Consider the following 23,917-nt stretch of genomic DNA (forward strand, 5'->3'; position numbering starts at 1 on the left):
CTTACTCGATCGGTCCCTGGGTCGACACCCACCAGCCCGCGATCTGGGCGCGAGTCCGGAAGCCGAGCTTGGCCCGGATGTTCCCCACGTGGAAGTCGACTGTGCGCGAGGAGAGGACAAGGCCGGTGGCGATCTGCCGGTTGCTCATGCCTTTGGCCACCAAAGCGGCCACCTCCAGCTCCCGCCGCGTCAGAGGACTGGGACCGGAGGCCTGGGCGGCGGCCGGTTCCACATCGCTGCCCAGGGCCTGCTCGATGGCCTGGCGGGGACTGGCATGACCGCCGCCGAACGCAAGTGCCCTCTCGTACGCCTCCGGACCCAGTGCTCGTACGACCGACTGCTCGCACTGTATGTGGTCCTCGTCCAATGGCGGACCGAACGCGGAGATGTCCGCACCCACATCGCGCCACAGCTTGCGCACGGAGCCCAGCAGCCGCCCTGCTCGCTCGTACTCCCCGTAGGAAGCGCTGATCCAGGCGAATGCCTCCAGCATCAGCGCGGCGCTGAGCGGCTCGTTGAAGCCCCGCTCGATCTTGAGCGCGGCCCGGATCAGCGCTAGGGCGTCCTCGCGGTCACCCTGCCTCCAGGCGTAGCAGCTCAGGCTCCACAGCGCGTGCGCGCGTGCCCAATGCTCACCGTGGGCCTCCGCCAAGGCGACCGTCCGCCGGCCGGTCTCCGCCCCACGCGGATCCCCCTGCTCCATCTGCACCGCAGCCAACTGGAACAGCTCGAACAGCGCCGAAGCCTCGCCCTGGGCTGTCGTGAGTGCGGCGATCGCGTCCTCGAACAACAACACCGCGTCGGCCAACCGCCCCTGGAACCCCGCCATTGAGCCTTGCAGGCCCAAGACATGCGCGCGCATCACCGAATCATCCTGTTGTTCGCCGAGGTCTGCGGCCTCGGCTAGCCACTGGCCGGCCGCGCTGTGGTCACCCTGCAGTAGCGCCACCCAGGACGCGGCGTACAGCGCCCGGGCGCGAGCCGGGGTGGGCTCGGGCGCGGCAACGAGTGCACGGTCGAGCCATCGTCGCCCTTCGGCGAGGAACCCACCGGCGCACCAGTGGTAGCGCAGCGCCGCGGCCAGCGCGAGCGTGGCCTGCGGGTCGTCGCCGTGAGCCAGGGCGGCCAGCAGATTGGCGTGCTCGGCGCGCATTCGGGCCAGGGCCCTCTCCTGACCAGGGCCGAACCAGCCGTCGGAGATGCGCTCGGTGAGGGCAAGGTGGAAGTCGCGGTGCCGCAGCAGCAGTCGCTCTTCCTCGCCGGACTCGGCGAGGCGCTCGCGGCCGTACTCTCGGATGGTCTCCAGCAGGCGGTAGCGGGGCAGGCCCTCGGCTTCCGTAGGCAGGACGACGGACTGCACGACCAGCCGGTCGAGGAGGTCCAGAACATCCTGCTCGGGGATGTCCTCTCCCGCACAGACGCGCTCGGCCGCGTCCAGGCCGAAGCCGCCGGCAAAGACCGACAGCCGCCTCCACAGCTGCCGCTCGGCCGGGGAACAGAGCTCGTAACTCCACTCCATCGCCGCACGCCGCGTGCGCTGCCGCGCCCTCGCGGTGCGGCTGCCCCCGGTGAGTAGCGCGAAGCGGTCCTCCAGCCGGTCCACGGCCTGTTCGAGGGTGAGCGTACGCAGCCGGGACGCAGTCAGCTCGATGGCAAGCGGCAGTCCGTCCAACCCAGCGCACAGCCGGATGACCGTGTCCCAGTTATCGTCGGTGATCCTGAAGTCGGGCCGGACGGCGCAGACACGGTCCCGCAGGAGTTCGACCGCTTCGTCCGGGACCTTCAGAGGCGGCACGGTGTACACATGCTCGCCGGCGATGCCGAGCGTCTGGCGGCTCGTCGCCAGTACGCGCAGTTCGGGGCAGGCCGACAACAGCGTGTCCGCCAGCTCGGCGCAGGCATCGATCAAGTGCTCGCAATTGTCCAGCACGATCAGCGCCCGGCGCTCGGCCAGGTGATCGGCAAGCCGGTCAAGGGCGGGTCCGGTGCCCAAGTCCACGATGCCTACAGCGGTAGCAGCCGTGGTCGCCACCGCTGAGGGGTCCCGCACCGGCGTCAGGTCGACCAGCCACGTCCCGCCGGGGAAAGCCTTCCTGGCCGCGGCAGCCACCTCCAGCGCCAGCCGCGTCTTGCCCACGCCGCCCGTCCCGGTAAGGGTCAGCAGCCGCGCCGAGCCGAGGACGCGGCGGACCTCGGCGATGTTGTGGCGCCTGCCCACGAACGTGGTGAATGCCTCGGGCAGGTTACCTGCCCGTGCCACGGGTACGGTCACGTCAGTCGCCTCCCTGCCCACTCCGGACGATGCCCGAACGCTCACTCAGCCCCTGATCGGCGGCCGTACGTGGGCGGTCGATGCAGAGGTGCACCAGTCGCCGCAACTCAGCTACGTCGCCTGACACAGACACGCCCTGGGACGACGCGGCAGTCGATCCGGTCGGTCCCGCCGTATCTCGTGTCCCATTACGCACTGGTCCATCATAGATTATTCGCCCACGAGTGATCACTGCGAGCACTATCGGGCGTACCACTGCACGATCCGGAATCGCTGACAGGGCGTCAGCAGGTCGGGGAGGCGTAGGTCAAGTCACCCGCAGGGCGGATGGGCCAGATTCCTTCCAAGCGCTTGGCGCAGGTTCGAGTCCTGCTGGGGGGCCACTGACCATCAGCCTGACTGGCAGTGTTTCCGCAGGTCAGACCAATGACGGCGATTCGGCGCAGGTCAGGCGGGACGGCGTGCCCGTTCAGCGAGCGGGCCGCCCCTGCCCTTCAGGCGACCATGGCCATGCAGCTCATCGCGGCTGGAAGTGCGGCGGCCACTGCGGCTCGGACGGTGTGGACCGGTCCTGGCGGGTCCATGCGGGCTGCCCATAAATGGACTGACCGCCATCGACAACGAGCGCCGCGCCATCTGTCCACTGGGCCTCGCGCGAGGACAAGATACGCGACCGCGGAGGTCACATCGCTCGGTCGGCCCAGCCTGCCCATCGGTGTCAAGTTCAGCAGGCCCTCGGTGACACCGGGCTCGTCGAGCATCTGCCGGGTCATCGCGGTGGCAATGGCTCCGGGTAGTACGGCGTTGACGCGGATGCGGTGAACCCCGAATTCCGCAACGGCGGAACGCACCATCGACAGCAGCGCGGACTTGGTGACGTTGTAGGCGCTGACGTAGTCGGTGTGTCCCAGCGCCAGGTTGGAGGAGATCACCGTGATCCAGCCGCCGGTCCGGGCCGCCACCATCACCTGCGCCACGACCTGGCATACGCGGAACGTGCCGGGAAGGTTGACCTGTACGTGCCGATCCCAGGTCGTGGCAGGCATGTCGAGCAATGCTCAAGATCTGTGGATCGGACTCGGGAGAGGTGCCTCGCGGAACGCGGAGGGCGTACCTTCCCGAGTGATCGATTTCTGGTCATCGAGTAGGCCCGCGTTGCAGCGCGGGTCAGGAAGGCACGCCCGTGCTGAGCGTAGTCAACGAGGACGGCACCACCCAGAGCGGCTCCCTGATGGACGACATCGTCCGTGAGGATGCTCGCCGCGGCCCTGGAAGCCGAAGCCAACCAGTACATAGCCGAGTTGGCGGGCGAGCGGGACAAGGCCGGTCGGCGTCTGGTGGTCCGTAACGGTCACCATCGTGAGCGGACGGTGACCACTGCCGCCGGGCCGATTGCAGTGAAGGCGCCGCGGGTGAACGACAAGCGGGTCGATGGCGAGACGGGCGAGCGCAAGCGGTTCTCGTCGAAGATCCTCGCCCCTTGGTGCCGGAAGTCCCCGAAGATCAGCGAGGTCCTGCCCCTGCTCTACCTGCACGGTCTGTCCTCCGGCGACTTCGTGCCCGCGATGGAGCAGTTCCTCGGCTCGGCCGCTGGGCTCTCGCCGGCCACGGTGACCCGGCTGACCAAGCAGTGGAGCGACGACCACGCCGCCTTCCAGGACCGGGACCTGTCCGGATCCGACTACGTGTACGTGTGGGCCGACGGCGTCCACCCCAAGGTCCGCCTCGGCCAGGCCCGCTCCTGCGTCCTGGTCCTCATGGGCGTGCGCACCGACGGCAGTAAGTTGTCGTTCCGATCTTGAGGGGTGTGCGTCGAACGGGAGTCTCGATCGGGTGATCGCAGCTGGTCGCGGGCATGAAGGCAGGGCCTCTTGGTAGTCATCCCGGGCCCTGTCGGTCCCGCCCCGTGGCCGGGAAAATCGGGGCTGGTGCCCGTCCGGAGGACGTCGATAGAGCTTGGTGCCGAACATTGAGCCCGTTTGGTAGTCGGACGCGGGGGCCGAGCGCAGGAGTCCAGTGATGTTGCCGCGAGCACGCAAGAGAGCTTCTTTGAACCCTGTGGTCCCTGATGGGCGGGTACCGCTACTGGTGCACGTCAGGAAGGGCGGGGCGGGACATGGATGTGATCGAAGAGCGGTGCGGGGGAGCCGACTTGGGCAAGGCGGATGTCAAGGTGTGCATCCGGGTGCCGGGCACCGGCAAGCGCGCCCGTTATGAGGTCCGCACGTTCTCCACGATGAACGACGGCCTGCTGGAGTTGCGGGACTGGCTGGTGGAGAACAGGATCGCCCGGATCGGCATGGAGGCGACAGCGTCGTACTGGAAGCCGCTGTTCTACCTGCTCGAGGCCACTGACGGGATCGAGCCGTGGCTGCTGAACGCCCGGCACATCAAGACGGTTCCCGGTCGTTAGACCGACGTGAAGGACTGCCAGTGGATCTGCAAGCTGGTCGAACACGGCCTGGTCCGCCCCTCTTTCGTTCCCCCGCGATACATCCGTCAGCTGCGGGACCTGACCCGGTATCGAACCGAGACCGTCCGGGACCGGGCCCGCGACGTGAACCGTCTCGCGAGGCGCTGTCACGTTGTTGGGTGGGTAGGTGTCTGATGGTGCGTCGTGGTGTGGTGGAGCCCGGTTCCGGGCTGTGCTTAGGCCGTGGAGGGGTAGGCGGCGCCGGTGATCTGCTCCCGGATTGCGAAGCGGACGGTCATCTCGGCTCGGTGGTGGTGTGCGGACAGCCGGTGGCGTCGGGGTCGGAAGTGGGGTGAGATGCCGCTGAACGCGGACAGGAACCGCTGGGCTGCGCCGGTGCCGCGGAAGCCTTTCATCGCGCGTTCGCGCTGCCTTGTCGGCTGGTGGCTGTTCTCCGCCCGGTTGTTCAGCCCTTTGTGGGAGCGGTGCTCGACGGAGGGCATGACCTCGCGGTGGGCGGCTGCGTAGGAGCGGGGCTTGTCGGTGACGATCGCCCCCGGCACCGTGCGGGTCTTCTTCGTCAGCCTGCGCAAGAAGCGCCTGGCCGCGGCCTTGTCCCGGCGGCTCTGTACCAGGATGTCCAGGACGTTGCCGTCCTGGTCGACCGCCCGCCACAGGTACTTCTGTTCCCCATTGATCTTGATGAAGACCTCGTCCAAGTGCCACTTGTCACCAGGTCGGGGCCGGCGGCGGCGCAGCGAATCGGCGTACCGCTGACCGAACTTGGCGCACCAGCGGCGCACCGTCTCGTAGGAGAGGACGATCCCGCGCTCGAGCATCAGCTCCTCGACCTCGCGGAACGACAGCGGGAAGCGGTGATACAGCCACACGCAGTGGGAGATGACCTCGACCGGGTATCGGTGCCCCTTGTACGACGGAGCCACGGCCCCCACGGAACAGCCCCCTCCAACACGATCAACCAGAAGATCATCCCACCCGCTCAGCCAACGTGACAGCGCCGTCTGCACTGATGTCCGAAGTCCTCCCGCATGCGCGTCGGCTGAGGTCGGCGACGGTCGCGCTCGTCCGAACTTCCCGTGCACTCGACTACGAACGCGCTGGTCACCCGTGCAGACGACTTCGGACATTGACAGCGACTACTGCACCTGCATGCTCTCCTCCGCAGTCATGGGCGCCACCGTCGGGCACACCTACCTCTCCCCGGCGGCCTGCGCCGCACTGCAGGAGGGGGCCCGGCGACTGCCCACCGGCGGGGCGGCGCTGGAACGGCTGCGGGAGATGCTCTCGCCGCGCGAGCGACAGATCATGGAGCTGCTGTCGACCGGCCTGGGCGCGCAGGAGATCGGGCTGCGCTTACAGCTGAGCGAGAAGACCGTCCGCAACAACCTCAGCAACATCTACGCCAAGCTGGAGGTCCGGGGGAGCGCCGAAGCGGTCCTGACGTGGCTGGGAGCCACCCCTGCGGTCCGGTCCTGAGTTCCCTGGTTCGCGTATGGGAACGAGCCTCCGCGTGGAGTCCACACGGGGGCTCGTTCCGATGGCGCCGGCCGTCGCCGCCTCTTATCCGGCCGGCGCTTTCCGCGATCGCGCGGGACATCGCGAGAATCGCTGCGGAGCTAGGGTGCGACAATCTCCGAGAGCGGGATTTCGACGTCGATTACGTCGGGGCCGCCCTCTTGGAAACCGGGTTGCGTCCCGTCATCGGATCCGGGGCGCTCCCGGGCGCCGTTTGACGAGTTCTGGAGCTCGCCCGCCTGCGGAGTTTCGCACTTCACGTTGCGCAGCCAGAGCCGGCCGTCGGGAGTGCCGCCTTCCAAGAGCTGCGGATAGAACACGTGTACGCTCGTGCTCCCCTCCTTGGGGGAGAAGAACACCTTCTGGCCGTCCTGCGCGTCGTTGTACGTGGCCTTGAGGTAGCCGCTGACATCGGTGCGCTTCTCCGACCACATGAAGAAGGCGATGTGGCCGGCCTTCACGGTGTCGGTCCTGGAGAAATCGAACCCGACCGTATTGTCGTCGCGCTGGATCGTGTATTCCGTCGTGTTGAACTTGGCGCCGATCTCGAAGAACGAGTTTCCCAGCTTCGAGTCGGCGGAGGCAGTGAATCCTTCCTCGAGCGTGATGGACCTCGTCACCGAGGCGGACACGCTGAAGCTCTTCGTGGCGTCGGATGCGGATCCGCAGTTGTCCGTAACCGGGGAAACGCGCTTGTTCGGGCCCAGGTTGTCCCTCTTGAACTGGACATCGACGAATTCGCAGTTCTCCAGCTTGGAGGAGTCCTCCGCACAGTCCTTGGACACCTCGGAGGCGGTCGCGGCACCCGCCTGGTTCATCAGCGGAACGGCCGCCGCGACGGCCACCAACGGGGCCAGGATGAGACCTACGCGCTTCTTCTTGCTCCGGTGGTTTCCGCGTCCGGTGCGGGTCATCGTGCGTCTCCTTGAGAGGGCCGGGGACATGTGAGGGGGCTGCGAAGTTGCCTGGTCACGAGGGCCGTCAGCAGTCGGTCAGGACGGGCTTGGACGTCCCGTCCGCGATGCCGGGAGCGCCGGCGGCGCCGTCCAGGACGACAGCTCCCTCGACGGATTCGGGCGCGGCGTAGTTCTGTTCCTCGACGGGGTTGATGGCCGTGCTCCCCGGCTTGGCGTTGATCTTCACCCGCCATTCGCCCGTCATACGCTGCATCTTCGGCGTGAATTCCAGGTGGAGGACCTTGCCGACGGGGACCTCCCTTGTTTCCGTGTCGCCGGCGGCGACCGACTTGAGGGTAAGGTCCGTCGTTGCCTTGTGCTTGAGCCAAGCTCCGCTCAAGGCACCGAAGAGCCCTCCACCGGCACCCTGTTGTGTCGCGGTGTACTTGCCTTCACCCTGGAGGACGGCCGCCTTCCAGGTGATCGACACCTTTGCCGGTTCGGTGGCATTCGGCTCGCAGTTCGGGAAGTCGATCGAGGCCTTCTTCGTGGGGCCGTCAAAGGTCTCGAACTTCGTCTTGACGAACTCGCAGCTGTCGGCCAGGAAAACATCCTGGACGCCGCTTCCCGTCTTCTGCTCCTTGCCGTCGATCACCTTGGCCTTCTGGCACATCCGCATGATCTCGTCCGGAGTTTTCTCTGCCTGGGCGGCATTCGCCGACGGCAGCAGGGTGATAACGGCCGCACCGGTGGCGAGCGCGGAAACAACGGCGACGAGCCGGACCTTCCTGCTCTTCAGGTCCCTCTTACCCATGTCGTGCTCCTTCCTTGAACGATTCTTTGTCTCACCGGGATGAAATTATTGGACCGAACCGAAAGGGCTGACAGAGTCAAATGTCCCTACCGGCTGGTATTGATGTGTGCCTTGAGGCACATTCAGGGGTTTGTCGCCTCGCCTGACCATGCGTCGGCAATGTTCACGAGTGCCTCGTCACAGGCGCGAAGGACGCGGGTCCGTTGGGTAAAGCCGTCCTGGCGCCACCGTGTGGCTCCCCCGTCTCCGCCAGCGACACCCCCTCTTTCGGGGGTGCCGGGGCGTGATGCGGCCTGCGAGAGTCCGGAATCCCTCGACACGACACGACACGACAGAAGGATCCGGTACATGCCCGACGTGACGGCCCGCTACGACGTTCCCGCCACCATGCGCGACGGCACCGTGCTGCGGGCCGATGTGTATCAGCCCGTCGAAGGCGGACCATGGCCCGTACTCCTCACCCGTCTTCCCTACGGAAAGAACACTCCGTTCCTGCTCGGCGCTCTCGATCCGACGGGCCTGGCACGCAAAGGATTCCTCGTCGTGATCCAGGACACCCGAGGCCGGTTCGCCTCGGACGGCGCGTGGGACCCGTGGACCCACGAGGCGGACGACGGCTACGACACGGTCCGCTGGGCCGCCGCCCTCCCGGGCTCCAACGGCCGCGTCGGCATGTTCGGGCAGAGCTACTTCGGCAACACGCAGTGGATGGCCGCGCTGTCGAAGCCACCGGAGCTGAAAGCCATCGTTCCGCTCGACACCTTCTCCGAACCGGACGACGGGCTCTTCGCGCGGGGAGGGGCCCGCGAGCTGGGCATCGCGCTGCCCTGGTCCTTGCAGCAGGGGGTGGACACCATCCTGCGTCGGCACGCCGCCGACCCGGCCGCACTCCCGCCGGCGCTCCAGGCGTTGGTCCACGATCTGGACATGGCCGAGACGTCCGGATACCGGGAACTGCCCGCCGGGCACCATCCCGCCTTCCAGCGCCACGGCATCCCGGACATCGGCTACGAGCGCTCCCGCCAGGAGCCCGAGTGGAGCTCGGCCTGCCGGGTCGCAGGACGCCAGGCCGAAGTCGACCTGCCCAGCCTGCAGACCGGCGGCTGGTACGACATCTTCAGCCAGGGCACCCTCGACAACTTCGCCGCAAGCCACGCGGCGGGGCGGCCCAGCACTCTGATCATGGGCCCCTGGACACATCTCAACCACGGTCAGCAGATCGGTGACGTCAACTTCGGCATGGCGGCGAGCGCGGAACTCCTCGGTTTCCGCGGCAGGCTCACTGACATCCAGAGCACATGGCTCCGGCAGTGGCTCACCCCCGAAACCACCCCGTCGGGGCCGGAGCTGCCCCCGGTGCTGCTCTTCGTCATGGGCAGGAACGAGTGGCGCGAGGAGCAGGAGTGGCCGCTGGCGTGCGCCGTCGACACGGACCTGTTCCTGCGAGCGGACGGCGCGCTCACCTTCGAGCTCCCGCAGGCGGGTGAGGAGAGCGACACCTACACCTACGACCCCGCCGACCCCGTGCCGACCATGGGCGGCGCGCTCCTGATGACGGAGAACTTCCGGCCGGGCCCACTCGATCAGGCCGCGGTCGAAGCACGGCCGGACGTCGTCGTCTACACCACGGAGCCGCTGACCGAGGACCTGGAGGTCACGGGCCGCGTTCGCGCGATTCTCCACGCGGCGACCGACGCCCCCACCACGGACTGGGTGGTCCGGCTCTGCGACGTCGACACCGCGGGCGTCTCCCGGAACATCGTCGACGGGATCGTGCGGTCGGTCACCACACCGGGAGAGTTCACCGAGCACGCCGTCGACCTGTGGTCGACGAGCCATGTCTTCCTCGCCGGGCACCGCGTACGCGTCCACGTCACCTCCAGTAACTTCCCCCGCTGGGACCGCAATCTCAACACCGCCGACTTCCTCGACGGCGGAGCGGACTCCCGGCCGGCCCGCCAGCAGGTCGCCCACGACGCCGTACGCCCCTCCCGCATCGTCCTGCCGGTCGTCCCCACGCCCGCAGGCTGAAAGCAGGAAGCCCGCCGGCCGCTCACGCCGGTTCGACGGCGGGACGCATTCCGGCCCCGCCCGTCGCCGTACGCCGAACCCACCCTGCGGAATCCCGCCAGGGACGGGGGCCAGCAGGCGAGGCGGTGGTCACCGGCACTCGATCAACGGCGGGGGCGGTACGGCTTCTCCATCGTCCGGCTCGAAGGGACCCCGCGTATCGGCCAAAGAGCCGACCACCTCGGGCTGACGCGGGCGGCCGTCCCATCAGCCTCAGGTATACCGTCGCATCAACTCGGAGGATGACACCCGGCGGAAACCGCCGGGTAAGAGGGTCTGCCGTGGGGACGACGGCCCCCGATCATCGAGGCGCGGCGCCATCTGATGACAGGACTCCGCTCCGTCACCGCATCGGCCGTTCGGCCGATGCACAGCCGAGCCGAGCGATGCGACGCTCATCCGGGCGGCGGGCGAAGCACGGCCTGCACGGTCGGCGGATGCCCCTTCTTCATCTCCCTACTCGGCCGGGGGGCTCCTCACGGCCCGCTCAGTTGACAGACAAAGGGCCCAACGCGTGATCACCTTTGCTCCTGCAGGCGTCTTCTTCCTGGTGTTCGCCTGCGGCTTCCTGCATGACCGAAGACTCGTACGCAACGGCGTCTACCTCTTCTTCGGGCTCCTCTTTCTGTCCTTGGGGCTGCTGTACAGACTGGCGTCGGTGTCCACGACGGCGACCCTGATGCTGCTGTGGTCGCTCTGGTTCCTCCTCATCCTGCTGCCCTTTGTGCTCGCGATCTTCCTGATCGCCAACGGAGTGACGATGCTGCGCCGCGAGGGCAGGCGCCCGGCAAATCTGCTGTCTCTGGCAGCAGGCGCGTGCATCCTCCTGTTCATCACGCTGAAGGCGCTGGCCAACAGCACTCGGTGGAAGCTGCTGGACACCCCGCTGGACGCGGTGGGGTTCGTCCTCGGTTACGTGTCGCTGCTGTTCGTGTGCTTCCTGCTCTACTCGTTCCTCTACGGCAGGATTCCGCACCGGCACTCCGTCGATTTCGTCGTGGTGCTCGGTTCCGGGCTGATCGGAGGTTCGCGGGTCCCGCCGCTGCTGGCCGGCCGACTGGACCGGGGACGCGCCGCCTTCGACGCCGAACGGGCCGAGGGCCGGGAGACGATGCTGCTGATGTCCGGTGGCCGGGGGCCGGACGAGGACCTTCCCGAAGCGCGGGCGATGGCCGACTACCTCATCGCGGCCGGCGTGCCGGGCGATCGGATCCTCATCGAGGACAAGTCCCGCACCACCCAGGAGAACCTGCGGTTCAGCAAGACGCTGATGCAGGACCGCAAGGCGGATTACCGAGCCCTGATCGTGACCAACAACTTCCACGTCATGCGCGCCGCACAGATCGCGCGCATGGAGATGCTCGAGGCACAGGTCATCGGCTCGCCGACGGCCCGCTACTTCTGGCCCAGCGCGACGATCCGCGAATTCGCGGCCGTCTTCCTGTCGCACCGGGTCCTGAATCTCGGCATCTGCGCGCTGCTGGCCGTCATCGCCCTTCTGCGCCTGTACTGATCCCATTTTGGTGTGCCGACGCCGACCAAGGTCGCGGCGCTGAGAGGAATCCGCTCGTGATTACGAGGATGGAGCCGGCCATCTTGGCCGCCGTGCTGATGTCCGTGGCCGCGTTCGTGCTGTTCGTGCCCTATATCGCCGTACGGTACCGGCGACGCGGCGAACTGGGCCTCGGAAACCTGGCATTGGCGTTCGCCGGGCCGCTGTATGGCCTGGCGCTGTTCTTCTACGTATTCGCCCCGTTCCCACCCGTGCGGCCGGACTTCTGTGCCGCCATCGGTGTGCGCCGACCGCAACTGATCCCCTTCCAATTCCTGCACGACATGGGGAAGTCCGCCTGCGGAAGCGGTCCCATGGCGATGCTGAACAACCCGGCGCTGACCCAAGTGCTGCTGAACGTGGCGCTCTTCATACCTCTGGGCCTGTCCCATCGAGCCGGGACGCACGTCGCGCAGCAGTCTCGGGTCCCAGGCATTGACGATCACCATGCCCTGCTCGGTCTGGCCGAAGTGGTCGCGGACCTGTGTCCCGAGAGCATCCGGAGCCCACGCGGTGACATCGGGGGTCAGCGGCTCGCCGGCCGAGGACGCGACGCGCAGACGATCGCTGTCCGCCAGGACCACTCCCCGCTGCTTGAGCGCCCGGTAGACGGTCGGCGCCGCCGCGAAGTTGGTGACACCGGCCGCGCCGGATCACTTGTGCCGTGAGTTCCGCCGAGAACCCGCTGGAGAGCAGCACATTGGGGCGCCCCATGGCGAGGGGGCCCACCACACCGAAGTACAGCCCGTACGCCCACCCCGGGTCGGCGGCGTTCCACAGAACATCACTGTCGAGGAGGTGACAGCCGTAACGCATGTAGGCGACGAACGCGGCGATGGCCCGCGCCGGCACTCCCACGCCTTTCGGGGCACCCGTGGTTCCCGAGGTGTACAGCTCGATGAACAGACCGTCCGGGCCAACGGCCGCGCTGTCCTCGACCGGGCGGTGCGCCGCGACAAGGCCGTCCAGCTCGTCTCCCGCCTCGATCACGTCCGTCCCCAGCCCGTCGACCTTCGCACGCTGACCCGGCTCGGTCACGACCAGCTTCGCGCCCGCCCCCCCCCGCACCCGCACGCTGATGGCCGGTGCGGCGAAGGCCGTGAAGAGCGGCACCTGGACAGCGCCGAGCCGCCACAACGCGAGCAGGACGACGGGAAGCTCGCGCCTCCTGCTCATCAGCACCCCGACCCTGTCCCCCGGGCCGATCCCCCGCGCACGGAGTGCGGCGGCGAGCCTGCGCGACTCGTCCACGAGTTCACCGAAGGTCAGGCGGCGGACATCGAGCTCACTGTCGACGAGGATGAACGCCGTGTCCTCCCGCGGATGCTCGTCGCACAGGACGGACGCCACGCAGAGATCCGGCTGATCGAATCGCCGGCGCAGGTCTGCCACCTCATCCACGACGTCCGGCAGGTCCAGCCATGGTGCGGGGGCGGCCAAGGGGATGTCATCAGCGGCTGGGGCGGCCGGCAGACCGGCCATGGGGTCGGACACTTCGCCTCCGTGGGTCTGGCATCAATGCGAACAGCGCCCACGCCCGAGGAACGCGGCCGGGAGGCTGCGGGTCCACTGTCTTCTCCTGGCGAGGCGGAGCCACACCCCCCCATGGAGGGGGCCGAACTCGTTGCCGATGTCCTGGCCTTCGCTGAGAATGACCTTCCTGCCTTCCCCTCGCCCAGACGTTCCGACCCCACGGCAGGCATGTACGAAGAAGGGGATCAATGAAGATCGCCAATGACCTCCCCCACCGGCTTGACCGAACGGCCGAACGCGTCCGCAAGGTGACAGGTGTCTCCCTGGCCTTCGCAGGCTCCGTCACACCCGCCAACGACCTCGTGCTCGGCAACTTCGCGGGACCGACGGTGGGCGCCCTGCCCGGAGTGATCCTGCGCTACGGCGAAGGACTGGGCGGCCGAGCAGTGGCCTCACGCCGGCCGATCGCGGTGAACGACTACTTCTCCTGTGACCAGATCACCCACCGCTACGACCTCATCATCCGCGCCGAGTGCATCCGCTCCATCGCCGCCGTTCCCGTGGTCGTCGACCGCAGGCCCATAGCCCTGGTGTACGCGGCATTCCGCACCGACGAGATCGTGGGCGACCGGATCCAGGACGGCCTCAAGGACGAGGCCCGCGCACTGGAACAGGAACTCGTCACCCTGCACGCCCTGCGCGGCAGCCAGGAGGAGACGGACGCGGATCTCGGAAGGCTGCGCGAACGCGTTCGGGAGGCGTACACCGAGCTACGGGCCCTCGGCCGACGTGTTTCGGACCCCGCGGTGGAACGGGCGCTCCACGACATCGCGCGACGGCTCACGGAGCCAGGCACCGACGCACGCCCCCTGGACAACCTGACCAGGCGAGAGTTGGACGTGCTCGCTCTCGCGTCCTCCGGGCTGCCCAACAAGACAATTGCTGACCGGCTCGGACTGACTTCGCAAACCGTGAAGAGCTACATGAAGTCCGCGATGTCCAAGCTGCACGCCACCACCCGCCTCGAAGCCGTCGTGATCGCCCGCCGCGCCGGCCTCCTGCCCTGACCCCTTCCACGCGCACGCCCTGCGCCGCCGCCGCCGCAGGTCATCTCCCGCTATCACCGCTGCATGGTCTGACGGGCTGGCGGAGGACGACGCCGCACTGCTCCTGGTACGGGGTCAGCCGGCTCGCCGGCTCACCCCGTACGCTGGGTCAGCGTTCGGTGGCAGCAGCCCGAACGGTGACCGCGTCCCACATCAGCGGCGTGTCGTCGAAGACGACGGCGATCTTGATCTTCTTCCCGGCCGCGATCGTCGTCGGCAGCGTCACGCTGCCCTTCTGACCCTCGTCGAAGGAGACTGTGCCAAGGTCCGTGACCTTCCCGCCAGCCGTGAACGCATAGGCGTGGCCGGTCGTGTTCGCGTGCAGATCCGTGCCCGCGGGATCCGACGCGGCGGCGTTCAGCGACACGGTGGCCTTCTGCCTGACGTTGCTCGTGACCAGGTGCTTCGACCGCTTGAGCTTCGTCAGCTCCGCGGCACTCGGCACCTGTTGGACGAGCTGCCACTCCTGCGAGCCGTCCGTGGCGGCGTTCTGCAGGGTCAGTGGCGCGCCCTTGGACGCACCGGTCAGGTACAGGTTCGTGTTCTTGGACGCCTGGAACTTGTAGTAACCATCGGCGGTCCTGACGACGTTCCAGACTCCTGTGGCGCTGTTGTCGACCCACTGGCCGATCCGCTGGCCGGGCGTCGCGTTCCCCGTCCAGATCCCCGCCATGCGGCCGCCCGACTTGTTCAGCAGGGTCGTGCCGCCCTTCGGCGCGTCCACCACGTGCCAGTACTGGGTGTCCTTGTTCGCCGCCGAGCCACGGTCTTCCATGACGACGTCAGGGACGTCCCCGTTGCCGATGTTCGCGTCGTTGGTCTTGTTCCCGGTGCCGATCACCTGGCCGGTCTTTCGGTTCACCAACTCGTAGTAGGCGCCCTCTGAGTCACCGAGATCGACCTCGGCGTAGGCGAGCGTGGAGGTGCCCTGGTTGTTGAGTATCGAGAGGCGCCCGGTGCCCTCGACGTACTGCAGGTTGCGGCTGTAGCCGTTGCGCGAGGTCGTCTGGTACTCCTTCCACTCGCCGTCGCTGCGTCCGCTCTCATTGACCCAGACGTTGCCGCTGCCGTGGGCGTTGTAGACCAGGCGTCCATCGGGGAGCCTGATGATGACCGGGCTGCCGCCGGTCGCGAGGGGGCGGGAGCCGGGGGCGAGCGGCAGTTTGGTGACGGGGTTGCCCGCGGAGCCCTCGTAGAACTTCAGTGGGTCGTCGGCGACGACGTACCTGGTGTTCTCTCCGCCGCCCCACCACTCGTAGGTGAGGAGCCACTTGCCGTCCGTCGTCGGGACGACGTTCGTCATGCCCGGCCGCCCTCCTCCGATCTCCTTCCTGCCGCCTCCCATGTCGGTGGTCAGGCCCGCGACGTCGAGAACGGGCTCGCTCCACTGCGCGCCGCGGCCGTTCCAGGTCTTGTGGACGAGGATCTGGCCGTGCGAATCCGTAGCCGTTTCGTTCTCCGGATCGACCTTCGCCACGCCGGTGACCGGGTCGTATCCGGTGTAGTCGTTCTCGTCGGAGTAGTAGCAGACGAGCTTGCCGTTGTGGACCATCAGGTACGGCTCCCAGAGGGGATCCACCTGCTTGTACGTGTTCGCCGTGGCGATGTTCCTGCCGATCGCGCCCGCGCTGCCGCCCTGCCAGCCGCCTGTCGCGATGATGTTGAGGACCTTCCACGTCGCACCGTCGTCAGTGCTGGAGTACAGGGCGAGCGCCATGTCGGGGCGGTCCCCGTCGTTGGACGGGATCCAGTTCGGGTCGGCTGCCTTGTGTTCGTTGTAGTAGGCGTCGTCGCCCGTCACGACGCTCGCGAGGAGCAGCGTGCCCTTCTTCAGCTTGCCGACGCTTTGCGGAAGCGCGTAGAGGTACGGGCTCCCCCAGTTGCTCTTGTACTTCGCGTAGCGGGGATCGCTGGAGAGATACGCCGGGGCCTTGACGTCCGACAGGTGCTGCCATGACGTTCCGTAGTCGTCGCTCTTGTAGATCGGGAGCGTCTCCTGGTCGGCGCTTCCCGTCTGCGGCACGACCGTGGCCTTCTCGAACGACGCGACCAGACGTCCGCTCGGCAGCTGCGTCGACTTCGGGTAGATCGCGCAGTTGCCTCTTCCCTTCAGGCATGGCTCGTTGCCGAGCTGGTAGAGGATCCCACCTGTCGGGTTGTATGCCTGCGCACCGCCCATGGGTATCGCCACCAGTGCGGATGCCGCGACGAAGGTTCCCAGTGTCTTGCCCAGTCTTCTTCTCTGCATTGCCTCTCCTTCGAGGTTGATCACGGTGCCCCCGTACCGACGGCCTTCGTCCTAGGCCGTCGGCCTGTCTGCGGCGATGAACACCCGTACGTCCCAGGCGTGGAGCTCCAGCGTCGTGCCTGCGGGTATCGGACCGCTGTCCAGGAGGTCGGACAGCTCGACCGGAGCCGTGACGTGGGCCGGCTCCCAGCTCCAGTTGTGGATCACATGGACTCGGCGTCCGTCGGGGGACGTGCCGGTCGTCGCGGTGACGGTCTCCGGAAGGTCGCGCCACCCGCTGACCGCGGAGGGCACGAGCCACTCGGCCACCGCGTGCGCAAGACTCCGGTTCGGGACCGTGCCGACACAGGTGACGCGGCCCGCGCCGTGGCGGCGGGTGGTGACGGCGGGCCAGCGGCCGAAGTGCGGGTGGTCGTATACGGCGAGGACCTCGGCGTCGGTGACGGTCAGGCCGTCGGTCCAGCGGGTCGCCGTCGCCTCCTGCGGCAGCTGCAGCGGGCTGCCGGACACGGGGCGGACCGGGATGTCGCGCGAGAGGTTGCTGAACTCGTCGTACGTGACTCCCGCGGCCTCGGTGAGGCGTCCGGGTGCCTCTTCATGCCGGGCGCGGGCCTCGTGGTCGGCGTATCCGGTGCGCGGTCCGAGGGCCAGGTGGCCGCCCGCGTCGGCGTAGGCGGTGAGCCAGTCGAGGGTCGCGTCGGCGGCGATGTACAACGCCGGTACGACCAGCACGGGGTGGCGGCCGGCGGCCTCTGCCGGGGCCATGCCCTCCTGCTCGCCACTCGGGTCGTGCAGTTGGCGGGCGTGCACGATCCGCACCTGGCGGCCGGCGTCGAACGCGCCGCGGTAGAAGGGGTCGAAGATGCGGTGGTAGGCGGCGGGGTCGGGGGCGCCGTCGGGGGTCGCGAGCGGTGGGTGCTTCTGCAGCAGCCACTTGCTGGGTGTCGAGTAGACCATCGTGATGTCGGCGTCCGGCTCGATCCCGGCGACGAGTGGGCCGGCGGCCTCGAACTCGGCTCCCAGACGCGCGAGTTCGGCGTAGACGCGACCGGGTTGTCCGCTGTGCGGCAGGACGCCGCCCCAGTAGGTCTCGGCGCCGAAGCGCAGGGTCTGCCACTGCCAGTACTCGATCATGCGGGCGCCGCGTGCCACGTGTGCCCAGGCGGCCTGCCGCCACTGGCCGTCGTAGCCGGGCCGGTTGTCCCAGGCGAAGCCGATGGAGGCCGCGTTGGTCTCGGTGACCAGGAAGGGCTCCTGACGGGAAGAGAACATCCAGTCGGCGGTCTCGTACATCGACCAGACGCCGGTGGTCTTCCAGACCTGCTCGTGGTCCTCGGGGGTGGGGTCGGGGAGCAGGAGGCCGTCTTGCATGTCGTAGTACGGGTTGCCGGAGGCTATGTCGAGGCGGGCGGACAGTTGGTCGTCTACCACTCCCTGGCGGGTGTAGGAGATGCAGGTGGTGACGAACTGGCCGGGGCGCGCGTACTCGCGGACGATGTCGGCCTGCCAGCCAATGAACTCGGTGACCTGGCGGGCCTGGAACTCCCGCCAGGCGACGTCGTACTGGGGCTGTTGGTTGCCGTCCGGGGTCCACAGGTCGGCCCAGGTGGACAGGCGGTGGGACCAGTAGACCAGGCCCCACTCCCGGTTGAGGGTCTCGACGTCCCCGTACTTGTCGCGCAGGTGGTCGACGAAGCGCTGGAAGACGCCTTGGTTGTGGAAGAGGTGCAGTCCCGGTTCGTTGTCGACCTGCCAGCCGATGATCGCCGGGTGGTCGGCGTACCTGGCGATGATCTTGCGGATGACGTGCTCGGCGTGGAAGCGGAAGGCGGGGTGGGTGAAGTCGGCCTCCTGACGGCCGCCCCAGCCGATGCGCTTCCCGGTGGCGTACTCGCCGGTGATCTCCGGGTACTGGCGGGCCAGCCACGGCGGTACGGCGTACGTCGGTGTGCCGTGGATGACGGAGATACCGCGTTCGTGGGCGCCGTCGAGCACCGGCTGCAGCCAGTCGAGGTCGAACCGGCCGTTCTCCGGCTCCCAGGTCGACCACACCGACTCGCCCACCCGGATCACGGTGAAGTTCGCCTCGGCCATCAGGTCGAGGTCGGCCGTCAGCCGTTCGTCGGACCGCGATTCGGGGTTGTACGCAGGCATGTACTCGTGGCAATACGCGGCCCCGAACAGGACGTGGGCGGGTAGATCCGCCATGAAAGACATCTCCGGGAGAGTCGAGGGGGTTACTGCTTGACGCCGCCGGTGGCCAGCCCGCTCTGCCAGCAGCGCTGGAGCAGGAGGAAGGCGATGACGAGCGGCACGATGGAGAGCAGGGAGCCGGTCACGACGAGTGGCAGCATGTCGCTGCTGGCGCCGCCTCCTCCGTTCTGTGCCTGCGCGGCCCAGGAGGAGAGGCCGACCGTGATCGGGTACAGATGCGGGTCGTTGAGCATGATCAGCGGCAGGAAGTAGTTGTTCCAGGTCGCGATGAGCGTGAACAACAGGACGGTGACCAGGCCGGGGGCCAGCAGCCTGAGCGCGATCCGGAAGAAGATCCGCGCCTCCCCCGCGCCGTCGATGCGGGCGGCCTCCAGGAGGCTGTCCGGGATGGCGTCGGCCGCGTAGATACGCATGAGGTAGAGGCCGAAGGGGTTGACGAGAGGGCAGGATGATCGCCCAGGGGGTGTTGACCAGGCCGACCTTGGCGAACAGCAGATAGGTCGGGATCGCCAGGGCGGTGGCCGCGATGGCGCCGAGGATCAGGTTGAACGCGGCGTGGTCGCCGCGGAAGCGGAACTTGGCGAACCCGTATCCGGCGGCGGCCGCGAGCAGGGCGGCGCCGACCGCGCTGACGCCCGCGTACGCGGCGGTGTTGAGCAGCCAGTGGACGAAGACGCCGTCGTCCTGGGTGAAGGTGGCTTTGATGTTCGCCAGGAGCTGCGGGGCGTCGGAGAACCACAGGCCGAAGCTGTTGATCAGGTCCTGGGTGCCCTTGGTCGAGGCGACCAGCAGCCAGAACAGCGGGAGGAGGAAGTAGGTCAGGGCCGCCAGCATGGCGATCGTCAGCGGGGTGCTGCGGCGGCGGGGCGCGGGCCGGCGCCGCCTGGGCGCGGTGGGGGCCGCCGCGGTAGCCGGCGGCTGCAAGGTGGTCGTCACGCGGCCCTCCTGCGGTTCGTGGTGAGCAGGACGACGTAGGAGGCGATGACGATGACCAGTCCGAGGAGGAAGGACACCGTGGCCGCGTAGTTGAGCTGGTTGCCGGTGAAGGCGAGGGAGTAGGAGTAGAGGTTGGCGGTGTAGGAGCTGCTGATGACGTCCGGGGCGATCTTCATCAGCAGGTTCGGTTCGTTGAACAGCTGGAAGCTGCCGATCACCGAGAAGAGCAGGGTCAGCAGGAGCGCCGGCCGCAGCGCGGGCAGCTTGATTGACCGGGCGATCCGCCAGGCGCCGGCCCCGTCCATCGCCGCCGCCTCGTAGAGGTCCTGCGGGATGGTGCGCAGGGCGGCGTACAGGATGATCATGTTGTAGCCGACGAATTCCCAGGTCACGATGTTCGCCAGGCTGCCGAGCATCCAGCTCTCGCTGAGGAAGGCCGGGGCCGGGATGTCCAGTTCCCGGCTCACCTGGGCGAACGGGCCGAAGCCGGGGCCGTAGAGGTAGCCCCACATGAGCGCGGCGACCACGCTCGGGACCGCGTACGGCACGAAGATGCCCAGCCGGATCACGCGCGCCAGCCGCAGCAGACCACTGTCGAGGGCGAGGGGCCGCCAGGGCCAGCAGCAGCACCAGCGGAACCTGGATCACGAAGAACAGGGCCACGCGACCGATGCCGTGCAGGAGGAGGGGGTCCTTGAGGGCGGTGACGTAGTTGTCCAGGCCGACGAAGACGGTGCCGCCGATGAGGCGTTGCTGGAAGAGACTGAGGTAGGCGGCGTAGCCGAGCGGCGCGAGGAACAGCAGGAGGAAGAGGACCAGGAACGGGGCCACGAACAGGGGGCCCGGACCGCCGAGCCGGCGGCGCGGTCCGGCTCGGCGCGGTTTCCGGGCAGGGGCGGCGGCGGTGGCTGCCATGTCAGGCCCCCTTGACCGTGAAGCCCTGGTTCTTGGCGTACGTCGTCAACCGTGACTGCCAGGCGCCGAGGGCTGCGACGGCGTCGGCCCGGTCGGCGAGGGACTTGCCGACGGTCTCGGTCCAGTCCTTCGCCGCCTGGCCCAGGAACGGCGGCCACTGGAACGTGGTCGGGACCGAGTCGCTGATGTCGGCGAAGACCTGGTTGACCTTCTGGCTGCCGTAGAAGGCGGGGGCATCCCTGGTGAAGCTCTCGTCCGCGAGCAGGGCCTTGGTCGCCGGGAAGAAGAACTGCTTGGTGGCGAACATCTTGGCGCTCGCCGGGTCGGTGTTGAGGAACTGGGCGAACTGGGCTGCCGCGATCGGGTTCTTGGTGGAGCGGATGACCGCGGTGGTGGAGCCGCCCCAGTTGCCCGAGACCGGCTTGGCGGCGTCCCACTGCGGCAGCGGCGCCGCCCGCCACTTGCCCGCGGTGGGCTTGGCGGACCCGGAGAGGAACGCCGGGCCCCAGGCGGCGGTGAGCCAGATGGCGTACTTGCCCTTGTTGAACCCGGCGTACCAGCCGTCTGTGAAGTCCGGGTCGGTACTGATGACGCCTTCCTTCGCGAGCCCGCCCCAGTAGCCGGCGAGCTTCTTGGAGACCGCGTCGTCGACGCTGATGGTCAGGTCGCTCTTGCCGGAGGTGGCGTACGGCTTCGCGCCCGCCTGCCAGAGCAGTCCGTGCCAGGCGGCGTGCTCGTTCGCCGCGAGGTTGGTGAGGTAGACGTCCGGGTCGGCCTTGTGGAGCTTTCGGGCCGCGGCCGCGAACTCGTCCCAGGTCTTCGGCACTTGGATGCTGTGCTTGTCGAAGATGTCCTTGCGGTACAGCATGCCCATCGGGCCGGTGTCCTGGGGGATCGCCCAGACTTCGCCGCCGGGTCCGCTGACCTGTCCCCACGTCCAGTCAACGAACCGGTCCTTCAGTGCCGTGGCGCCGTACGGGCTCAGGTTCAGCAGGCTGTCCGTGATCGTGAAGGTGGGGATGGCCTGGTACTCGATCTGCGCCATGTCGGGCGCGCCGGTGCCGGCCTTGAGGGCGGTGCGCAGCTTCGTGTAGTGCGCGACGCCCTGACCGGCGTTGACGACCTTGACCTTGATCGCGGGGTACTTCTGCTCGAAGAGCGCGACTTCCTGCTGGATGTCCGGGACCCAGGTCCAGAAGGTGAGCTGGGTCGGCGTCTTCATCGCCTTGTCGATGTCCGCCTGGCTGACCGGCTCGGTGGCGGCGGAGGAGCCGCCGGAGTCGCTGTCGCCGCTGCACGCGGCGAGTGCGGCACCGAGGGAGACCGCTCCGGTCGCGGCGAGGAACCGCCGACGGCTCATGGAGGACGTGGGTACGAAGGATCTGGGCATGGTTGAACTCCCGCCGATGGGCATGGGCACGGCACGCCTGACGTGGGCGTGTCGCCCGGGTGGGAAGGATGAGGTGTGAGGAGGGGCGAGGCGCGGACGTCGCTACCAGGGCATCGGGGTCGCCGTGTTCGGGTGTGCGTCGCGCGGGCTGTGGCGGGCCCGCGCGTCGCGTGCCTTACAGCGGAAGTCCACGGTCGTGGAGAGTCTTCGAGGAGCGGTGAGCGCCGACGGGCTCACCGCCCGGCCATGAACGGGTGGCGCTCGGGCCGATGAACGTTGATCAGTCGGCGGTGCACGGTCCGTGTTCGGCCGGGGGTGCGGATTCGGCCGGGGGTGCGTGTGCCGAGTCGTTCGAGCGGGAGGCCGTGCGCTGCCCGCGTCCCGGGGTCTTCCGGGCCGGTGGGGGTGAGGTCGAGGAGCGGACGACGAGTTCGACCGGCGGATCGCTCGCCGGTGCCGGATCCTCGTCCGGTTTCTCAATGGCCTGCACGAGGAGCCTGAGCCCTTCCTGGGCCACGGCGTTGAACGGCTGGCGCACCGTGGTCAGTGGTGGAGTGACGTAGGCCGAGACGGGGGTGTCGTCGAAGCCGACGACGCTCACGTCGTCCGGCACACGCAGGCCGGCTTCCGTCAGAGCGCGGATCAGACCGATGGCCATGTCGTCGTTGGCGGCGAACACCGCCGTGACGTCACCGGCGGAGGCGAACTGGCGACCCGCCGCGCAGCCGGACGCGGCGGACCAGTCGCCCTCGATGACGGGCGGCTGTTCCCTGCCCCGTGCCGACAGCGCCGCCCGCCAGCCCTCGATGCGGTCCCGGGCCGCGAACCACCGCTGTGGTCCAGCGACATGATGGACCGTCACATGCCCGAGATCCACAAGGTGTTCGGTGGCCTCCCGCGCAAGTGACTCGGCACCGACCCCCGCGACCACGGTCCGGGAGCCACCGAAAGTCCCGGGCGCGCCGAGGACGAGGACCGGTACGTCGACGCTGAGCGAGACGGATCCCTCGTCTCCCTCGTCGATCGGTTCCGACACGACGATTCCGTTCACACCCTGCTCGAGCAACGACGCCACGGCGCCGGAGACGCCCCCCGGGTCGCCTTCCACCGTGTTCGACACCCGCAGCGCATAACCCGCGTCCCGGGCGGCCCGCTCGATTCGGATGAGCAGTGAGGCGGGTCCGTACAAGGCGGTCCCCAGGGTGACCACCCCGATGGTGCGGGAACGCCCCGACGCCAGTGCCCGGGCCGCGCTGTTCATGCGGTAGCCGAGTTGCTCGGCGGCGTCGAGAACGCGCCGACGCACCTCGGCGGACACGTAACGCTCACCGTTGAGGACCCGCGACACCGTCTTCTGCGAGACGCTGGCCGACCGGGCCACGTCCACGCTCCGCGGCGCTGCAGGGCTACCGCCCCGTCCTCCCACTCGCGTCATTCGTGTCTCCCGATGTCCGGCGGCTGAGATCCTGGCCCGTCACGTTCCGTCATCTGATGTCAACTGGCCGTCATGCGTGACTGCGCTGTCATGACTGCGCAGTCATATCTACGCAGTCGAACAGGAGGTGTCAATCCTTCGCGCAACATCGCGGCAGCCCGGTCCGCGAGGACGAACGCGGGTCAGGATGCGGTAACGATCTCTCAGCCTGCGTACCGATCAACCATCTGAGCAGGCGTTTTCCGACTCATGGGCCACGACGCCTTCGCCCGACACGGCCTCGGCAGTGCCGCCCTCATGGTCATCAGCGCGCTGCACCAGCCCCCGACCAGACGGCCAGCGAGCTCGTCGGTACCTCCTCGGTCTCCCGCGCGACCACCTACCGGACCTCGCAACGCCTCGCCGACCACGGCCTCGTCCACCGCACCGGGGAGACCTGGTCCCTGGCGCCACGGGCCCTGGAGGGCATTGGTGACAGCCATCCTGAGTCTGCTGCCGGCCCGGACGCAGCGCCTGCCCAGGGCTGGTACGAGGTCGCCGAGCGCCATGCCACCAAGGGGGTCGCGGCCAGGCGGAATGCCCGGCCCGCGGCTCAGCGTGCGGCGTACCGAGAGGCGCTGGAGCGGCTCGCGGAACACCGGAGCAAA

The 23,917-nt window shown here is 68.2% G+C and carries 12 protein-coding genes and 7 pseudogenes; 6 read left to right on the plus strand and 13 right to left on the minus strand.

Features of this window, described 5'->3' with window-relative positions; genetic code table 11:
* Window position 1: 1 nt before the first annotated feature.
* Window positions 2–2,272 (minus strand): LuxR C-terminal-related transcriptional regulator, encoded by a 2,271-nt coding sequence (locus P1P75_RS01790; protein ID WP_319251143.1) that lies wholly within the window; start codon window positions 2,270–2,272, stop codon window positions 2–4.
* Between the two features lie 494 nt (window positions 2,273–2,766).
* A complete protein-coding gene (locus P1P75_RS01795; protein ID WP_319251145.1) occupies window positions 2,767–3,318 on the minus strand; it encodes an SDR family oxidoreductase in 552 nt (183 codons plus the stop codon).
* A gap of 137 nt (window positions 3,319–3,455) precedes the next feature.
* Between P1P75_RS01795 and P1P75_RS01800 the strand changes: the two are divergent.
* Window positions 3,456–4,056 (plus strand): annotated as a pseudogene (locus P1P75_RS01800) (transposase); the annotation flags it as partial.
* Between the two features lie 332 nt (window positions 4,057–4,388).
* Window positions 4,389–4,880 (plus strand): annotated as a pseudogene (locus P1P75_RS01805) (transposase).
* Window positions 4,881–4,921: 41 nt separating this feature from the next.
* Here P1P75_RS01805 and P1P75_RS01810 read toward each other — a convergent pair.
* Window positions 4,922–5,638, minus strand: coding sequence for an IS6 family transposase (locus tag P1P75_RS01810; RefSeq protein WP_319251147.1), 717 nt, complete (start codon window positions 5,636–5,638; stop codon window positions 4,922–4,924).
* A gap of 193 nt (window positions 5,639–5,831) precedes the next feature.
* Between P1P75_RS01810 and P1P75_RS01815 the strand changes: the two are divergent.
* Window positions 5,832–6,182: pseudogene (locus tag P1P75_RS01815) on the plus strand (response regulator transcription factor); the annotation flags it as partial.
* A gap of 140 nt (window positions 6,183–6,322) precedes the next feature.
* Here the strand turns inward: P1P75_RS01815 and P1P75_RS01820 are convergent.
* Entirely contained in the window at window positions 6,323–7,135 is an 813-nt protein-coding gene (locus P1P75_RS01820) for a hypothetical protein (protein WP_119580257.1), read from the minus strand.
* 67 nt (window positions 7,136–7,202) lie between these two features.
* The gene (locus P1P75_RS01825; protein ID WP_119580256.1) at window positions 7,203–7,931 is read right to left on the minus strand and encodes a hypothetical protein; all 729 of its coding nucleotides are present in this window, start codon (window positions 7,929–7,931) and stop codon (window positions 7,203–7,205) included.
* A gap of 348 nt (window positions 7,932–8,279) precedes the next feature.
* On the opposite strand from P1P75_RS01825, the gene P1P75_RS01830 reads away from it, so the two are divergent.
* The gene (locus P1P75_RS01830) at window positions 8,280–9,962 is read left to right on the plus strand and encodes a CocE/NonD family hydrolase (RefSeq protein WP_119580255.1); all 1,683 of its coding nucleotides are present in this window, start codon (window positions 8,280–8,282) and stop codon (window positions 9,960–9,962) included.
* A 553-nt stretch (window positions 9,963–10,515) separates the two neighbouring features.
* Window positions 10,516–11,514: a YdcF family protein gene (locus P1P75_RS01835; RefSeq protein ID WP_119580254.1), complete on the plus strand. Its 999-nt coding sequence runs from the start codon at window positions 10,516–10,518 to the stop codon at window positions 11,512–11,514.
* Here P1P75_RS01835 and P1P75_RS41950 read toward each other — a convergent pair.
* Both P1P75_RS41950 and P1P75_RS41955 read right to left on the minus strand, forming a co-directional pair.
* A complete protein-coding gene (locus P1P75_RS41950) occupies window positions 11,397–12,137 on the minus strand; it encodes a hypothetical protein (protein ID WP_369076325.1) in 741 nt (246 codons plus the stop codon). The two genes, P1P75_RS01835 and P1P75_RS41950, sit on opposite strands and share 118 nt — an antisense overlap.
* A gap of 109 nt (window positions 12,138–12,246) precedes the next feature.
* Window positions 12,247–13,035: pseudogene (locus P1P75_RS41955) on the minus strand (AMP-binding protein); the annotation flags it as partial.
* A gap of 239 nt (window positions 13,036–13,274) precedes the next feature.
* Here P1P75_RS41955 and P1P75_RS01850 point away from each other — a divergent pair.
* A complete protein-coding gene (locus P1P75_RS01850) occupies window positions 13,275–14,093 on the plus strand; it encodes a LuxR C-terminal-related transcriptional regulator (RefSeq protein ID WP_119580253.1) in 819 nt (272 codons plus the stop codon).
* A gap of 487 nt (window positions 14,094–14,580) precedes the next feature.
* Here P1P75_RS01850 and P1P75_RS01855 read toward each other — a convergent pair.
* The 6 genes and pseudogenes from P1P75_RS01855 to P1P75_RS01880 form a co-directional block, all read right to left on the minus strand.
* Window positions 14,581–16,380 (minus strand): annotated as a pseudogene (locus P1P75_RS01855) (RICIN domain-containing protein); the annotation flags it as partial.
* A gap of 51 nt (window positions 16,381–16,431) precedes the next feature.
* Complete coding sequence (locus tag P1P75_RS01860; RefSeq protein WP_119580251.1) at window positions 16,432–18,588, minus strand: beta-galactosidase; 2,157 nt, start codon at window positions 18,586–18,588, stop codon at window positions 16,432–16,434.
* Window positions 18,589–18,617: 29 nt separating this feature from the next.
* Window positions 18,618–19,530 (minus strand): annotated as a pseudogene (locus tag P1P75_RS01865) (carbohydrate ABC transporter permease).
* A pseudogene (locus P1P75_RS01870) lies at window positions 19,527–20,445 on the minus strand (carbohydrate ABC transporter permease). The pseudogenes P1P75_RS01865 and P1P75_RS01870 overlap by 4 nt, the downstream one beginning before the upstream one ends.
* Before the next feature lies 1 nt (window position 20,446).
* On the minus strand, window positions 20,447–21,835 hold the full coding sequence (locus tag P1P75_RS01875) for an ABC transporter substrate-binding protein (protein WP_119580514.1): 1,389 nt from the start codon (window positions 21,833–21,835) through the stop codon (window positions 20,447–20,449).
* A gap of 280 nt (window positions 21,836–22,115) precedes the next feature.
* On the minus strand, window positions 22,116–23,222 hold the full coding sequence (locus P1P75_RS01880; protein ID WP_240439307.1) for a LacI family DNA-binding transcriptional regulator: 1,107 nt from the start codon (window positions 23,220–23,222) through the stop codon (window positions 22,116–22,118).
* Window positions 23,223–23,917: the final 695 nt, after the last annotated feature.

The sequence above is a fragment of the Streptomyces sp. ID05-39B genome (genome assembly GCF_033794725.1).
GTDB classification, from domain to species: domain Bacteria; phylum Actinomycetota; class Actinomycetes; order Streptomycetales; family Streptomycetaceae; genus Streptomyces; species Streptomyces bobili.

Excerpts from the sequence above, each read along its gene's own strand:
- P1P75_RS01795 (WP_319251145.1), bottom strand. The coding sequence starts at position 3,318 with ATGCCTGCCACGACCTGGGATCGGCACGTACAGGTCAACCTTCCCGGC.
- P1P75_RS01820 (WP_119580257.1), bottom strand. The coding sequence starts at position 7,135 with ATGACCCGCACCGGACGCGGAAACCACCGGAGCAAGAAGAAGCGCGTA.
- P1P75_RS01825 (WP_119580256.1), bottom strand. The coding sequence starts at position 7,931 with ATGGGTAAGAGGGACCTGAAGAGCAGGAAGGTCCGGCTCGTCGCCGTT.
- P1P75_RS01830 (WP_119580255.1), top strand. The coding sequence starts at position 8,280 with ATGCCCGACGTGACGGCCCGCTACGACGTTCCCGCCACCATGCGCGAC.
- P1P75_RS01850 (WP_119580253.1), top strand. The coding sequence starts at position 13,275 with ATGAAGATCGCCAATGACCTCCCCCACCGGCTTGACCGAACGGCCGAA.
- P1P75_RS01860 (WP_119580251.1), bottom strand. The coding sequence starts at position 18,588 with ATGGCGGATCTACCCGCCCACGTCCTGTTCGGGGCCGCGTATTGCCAC.
- P1P75_RS01875 (WP_119580514.1), bottom strand. The coding sequence starts at position 21,835 with ATGCCCAGATCCTTCGTACCCACGTCCTCCATGAGCCGTCGGCGGTTC.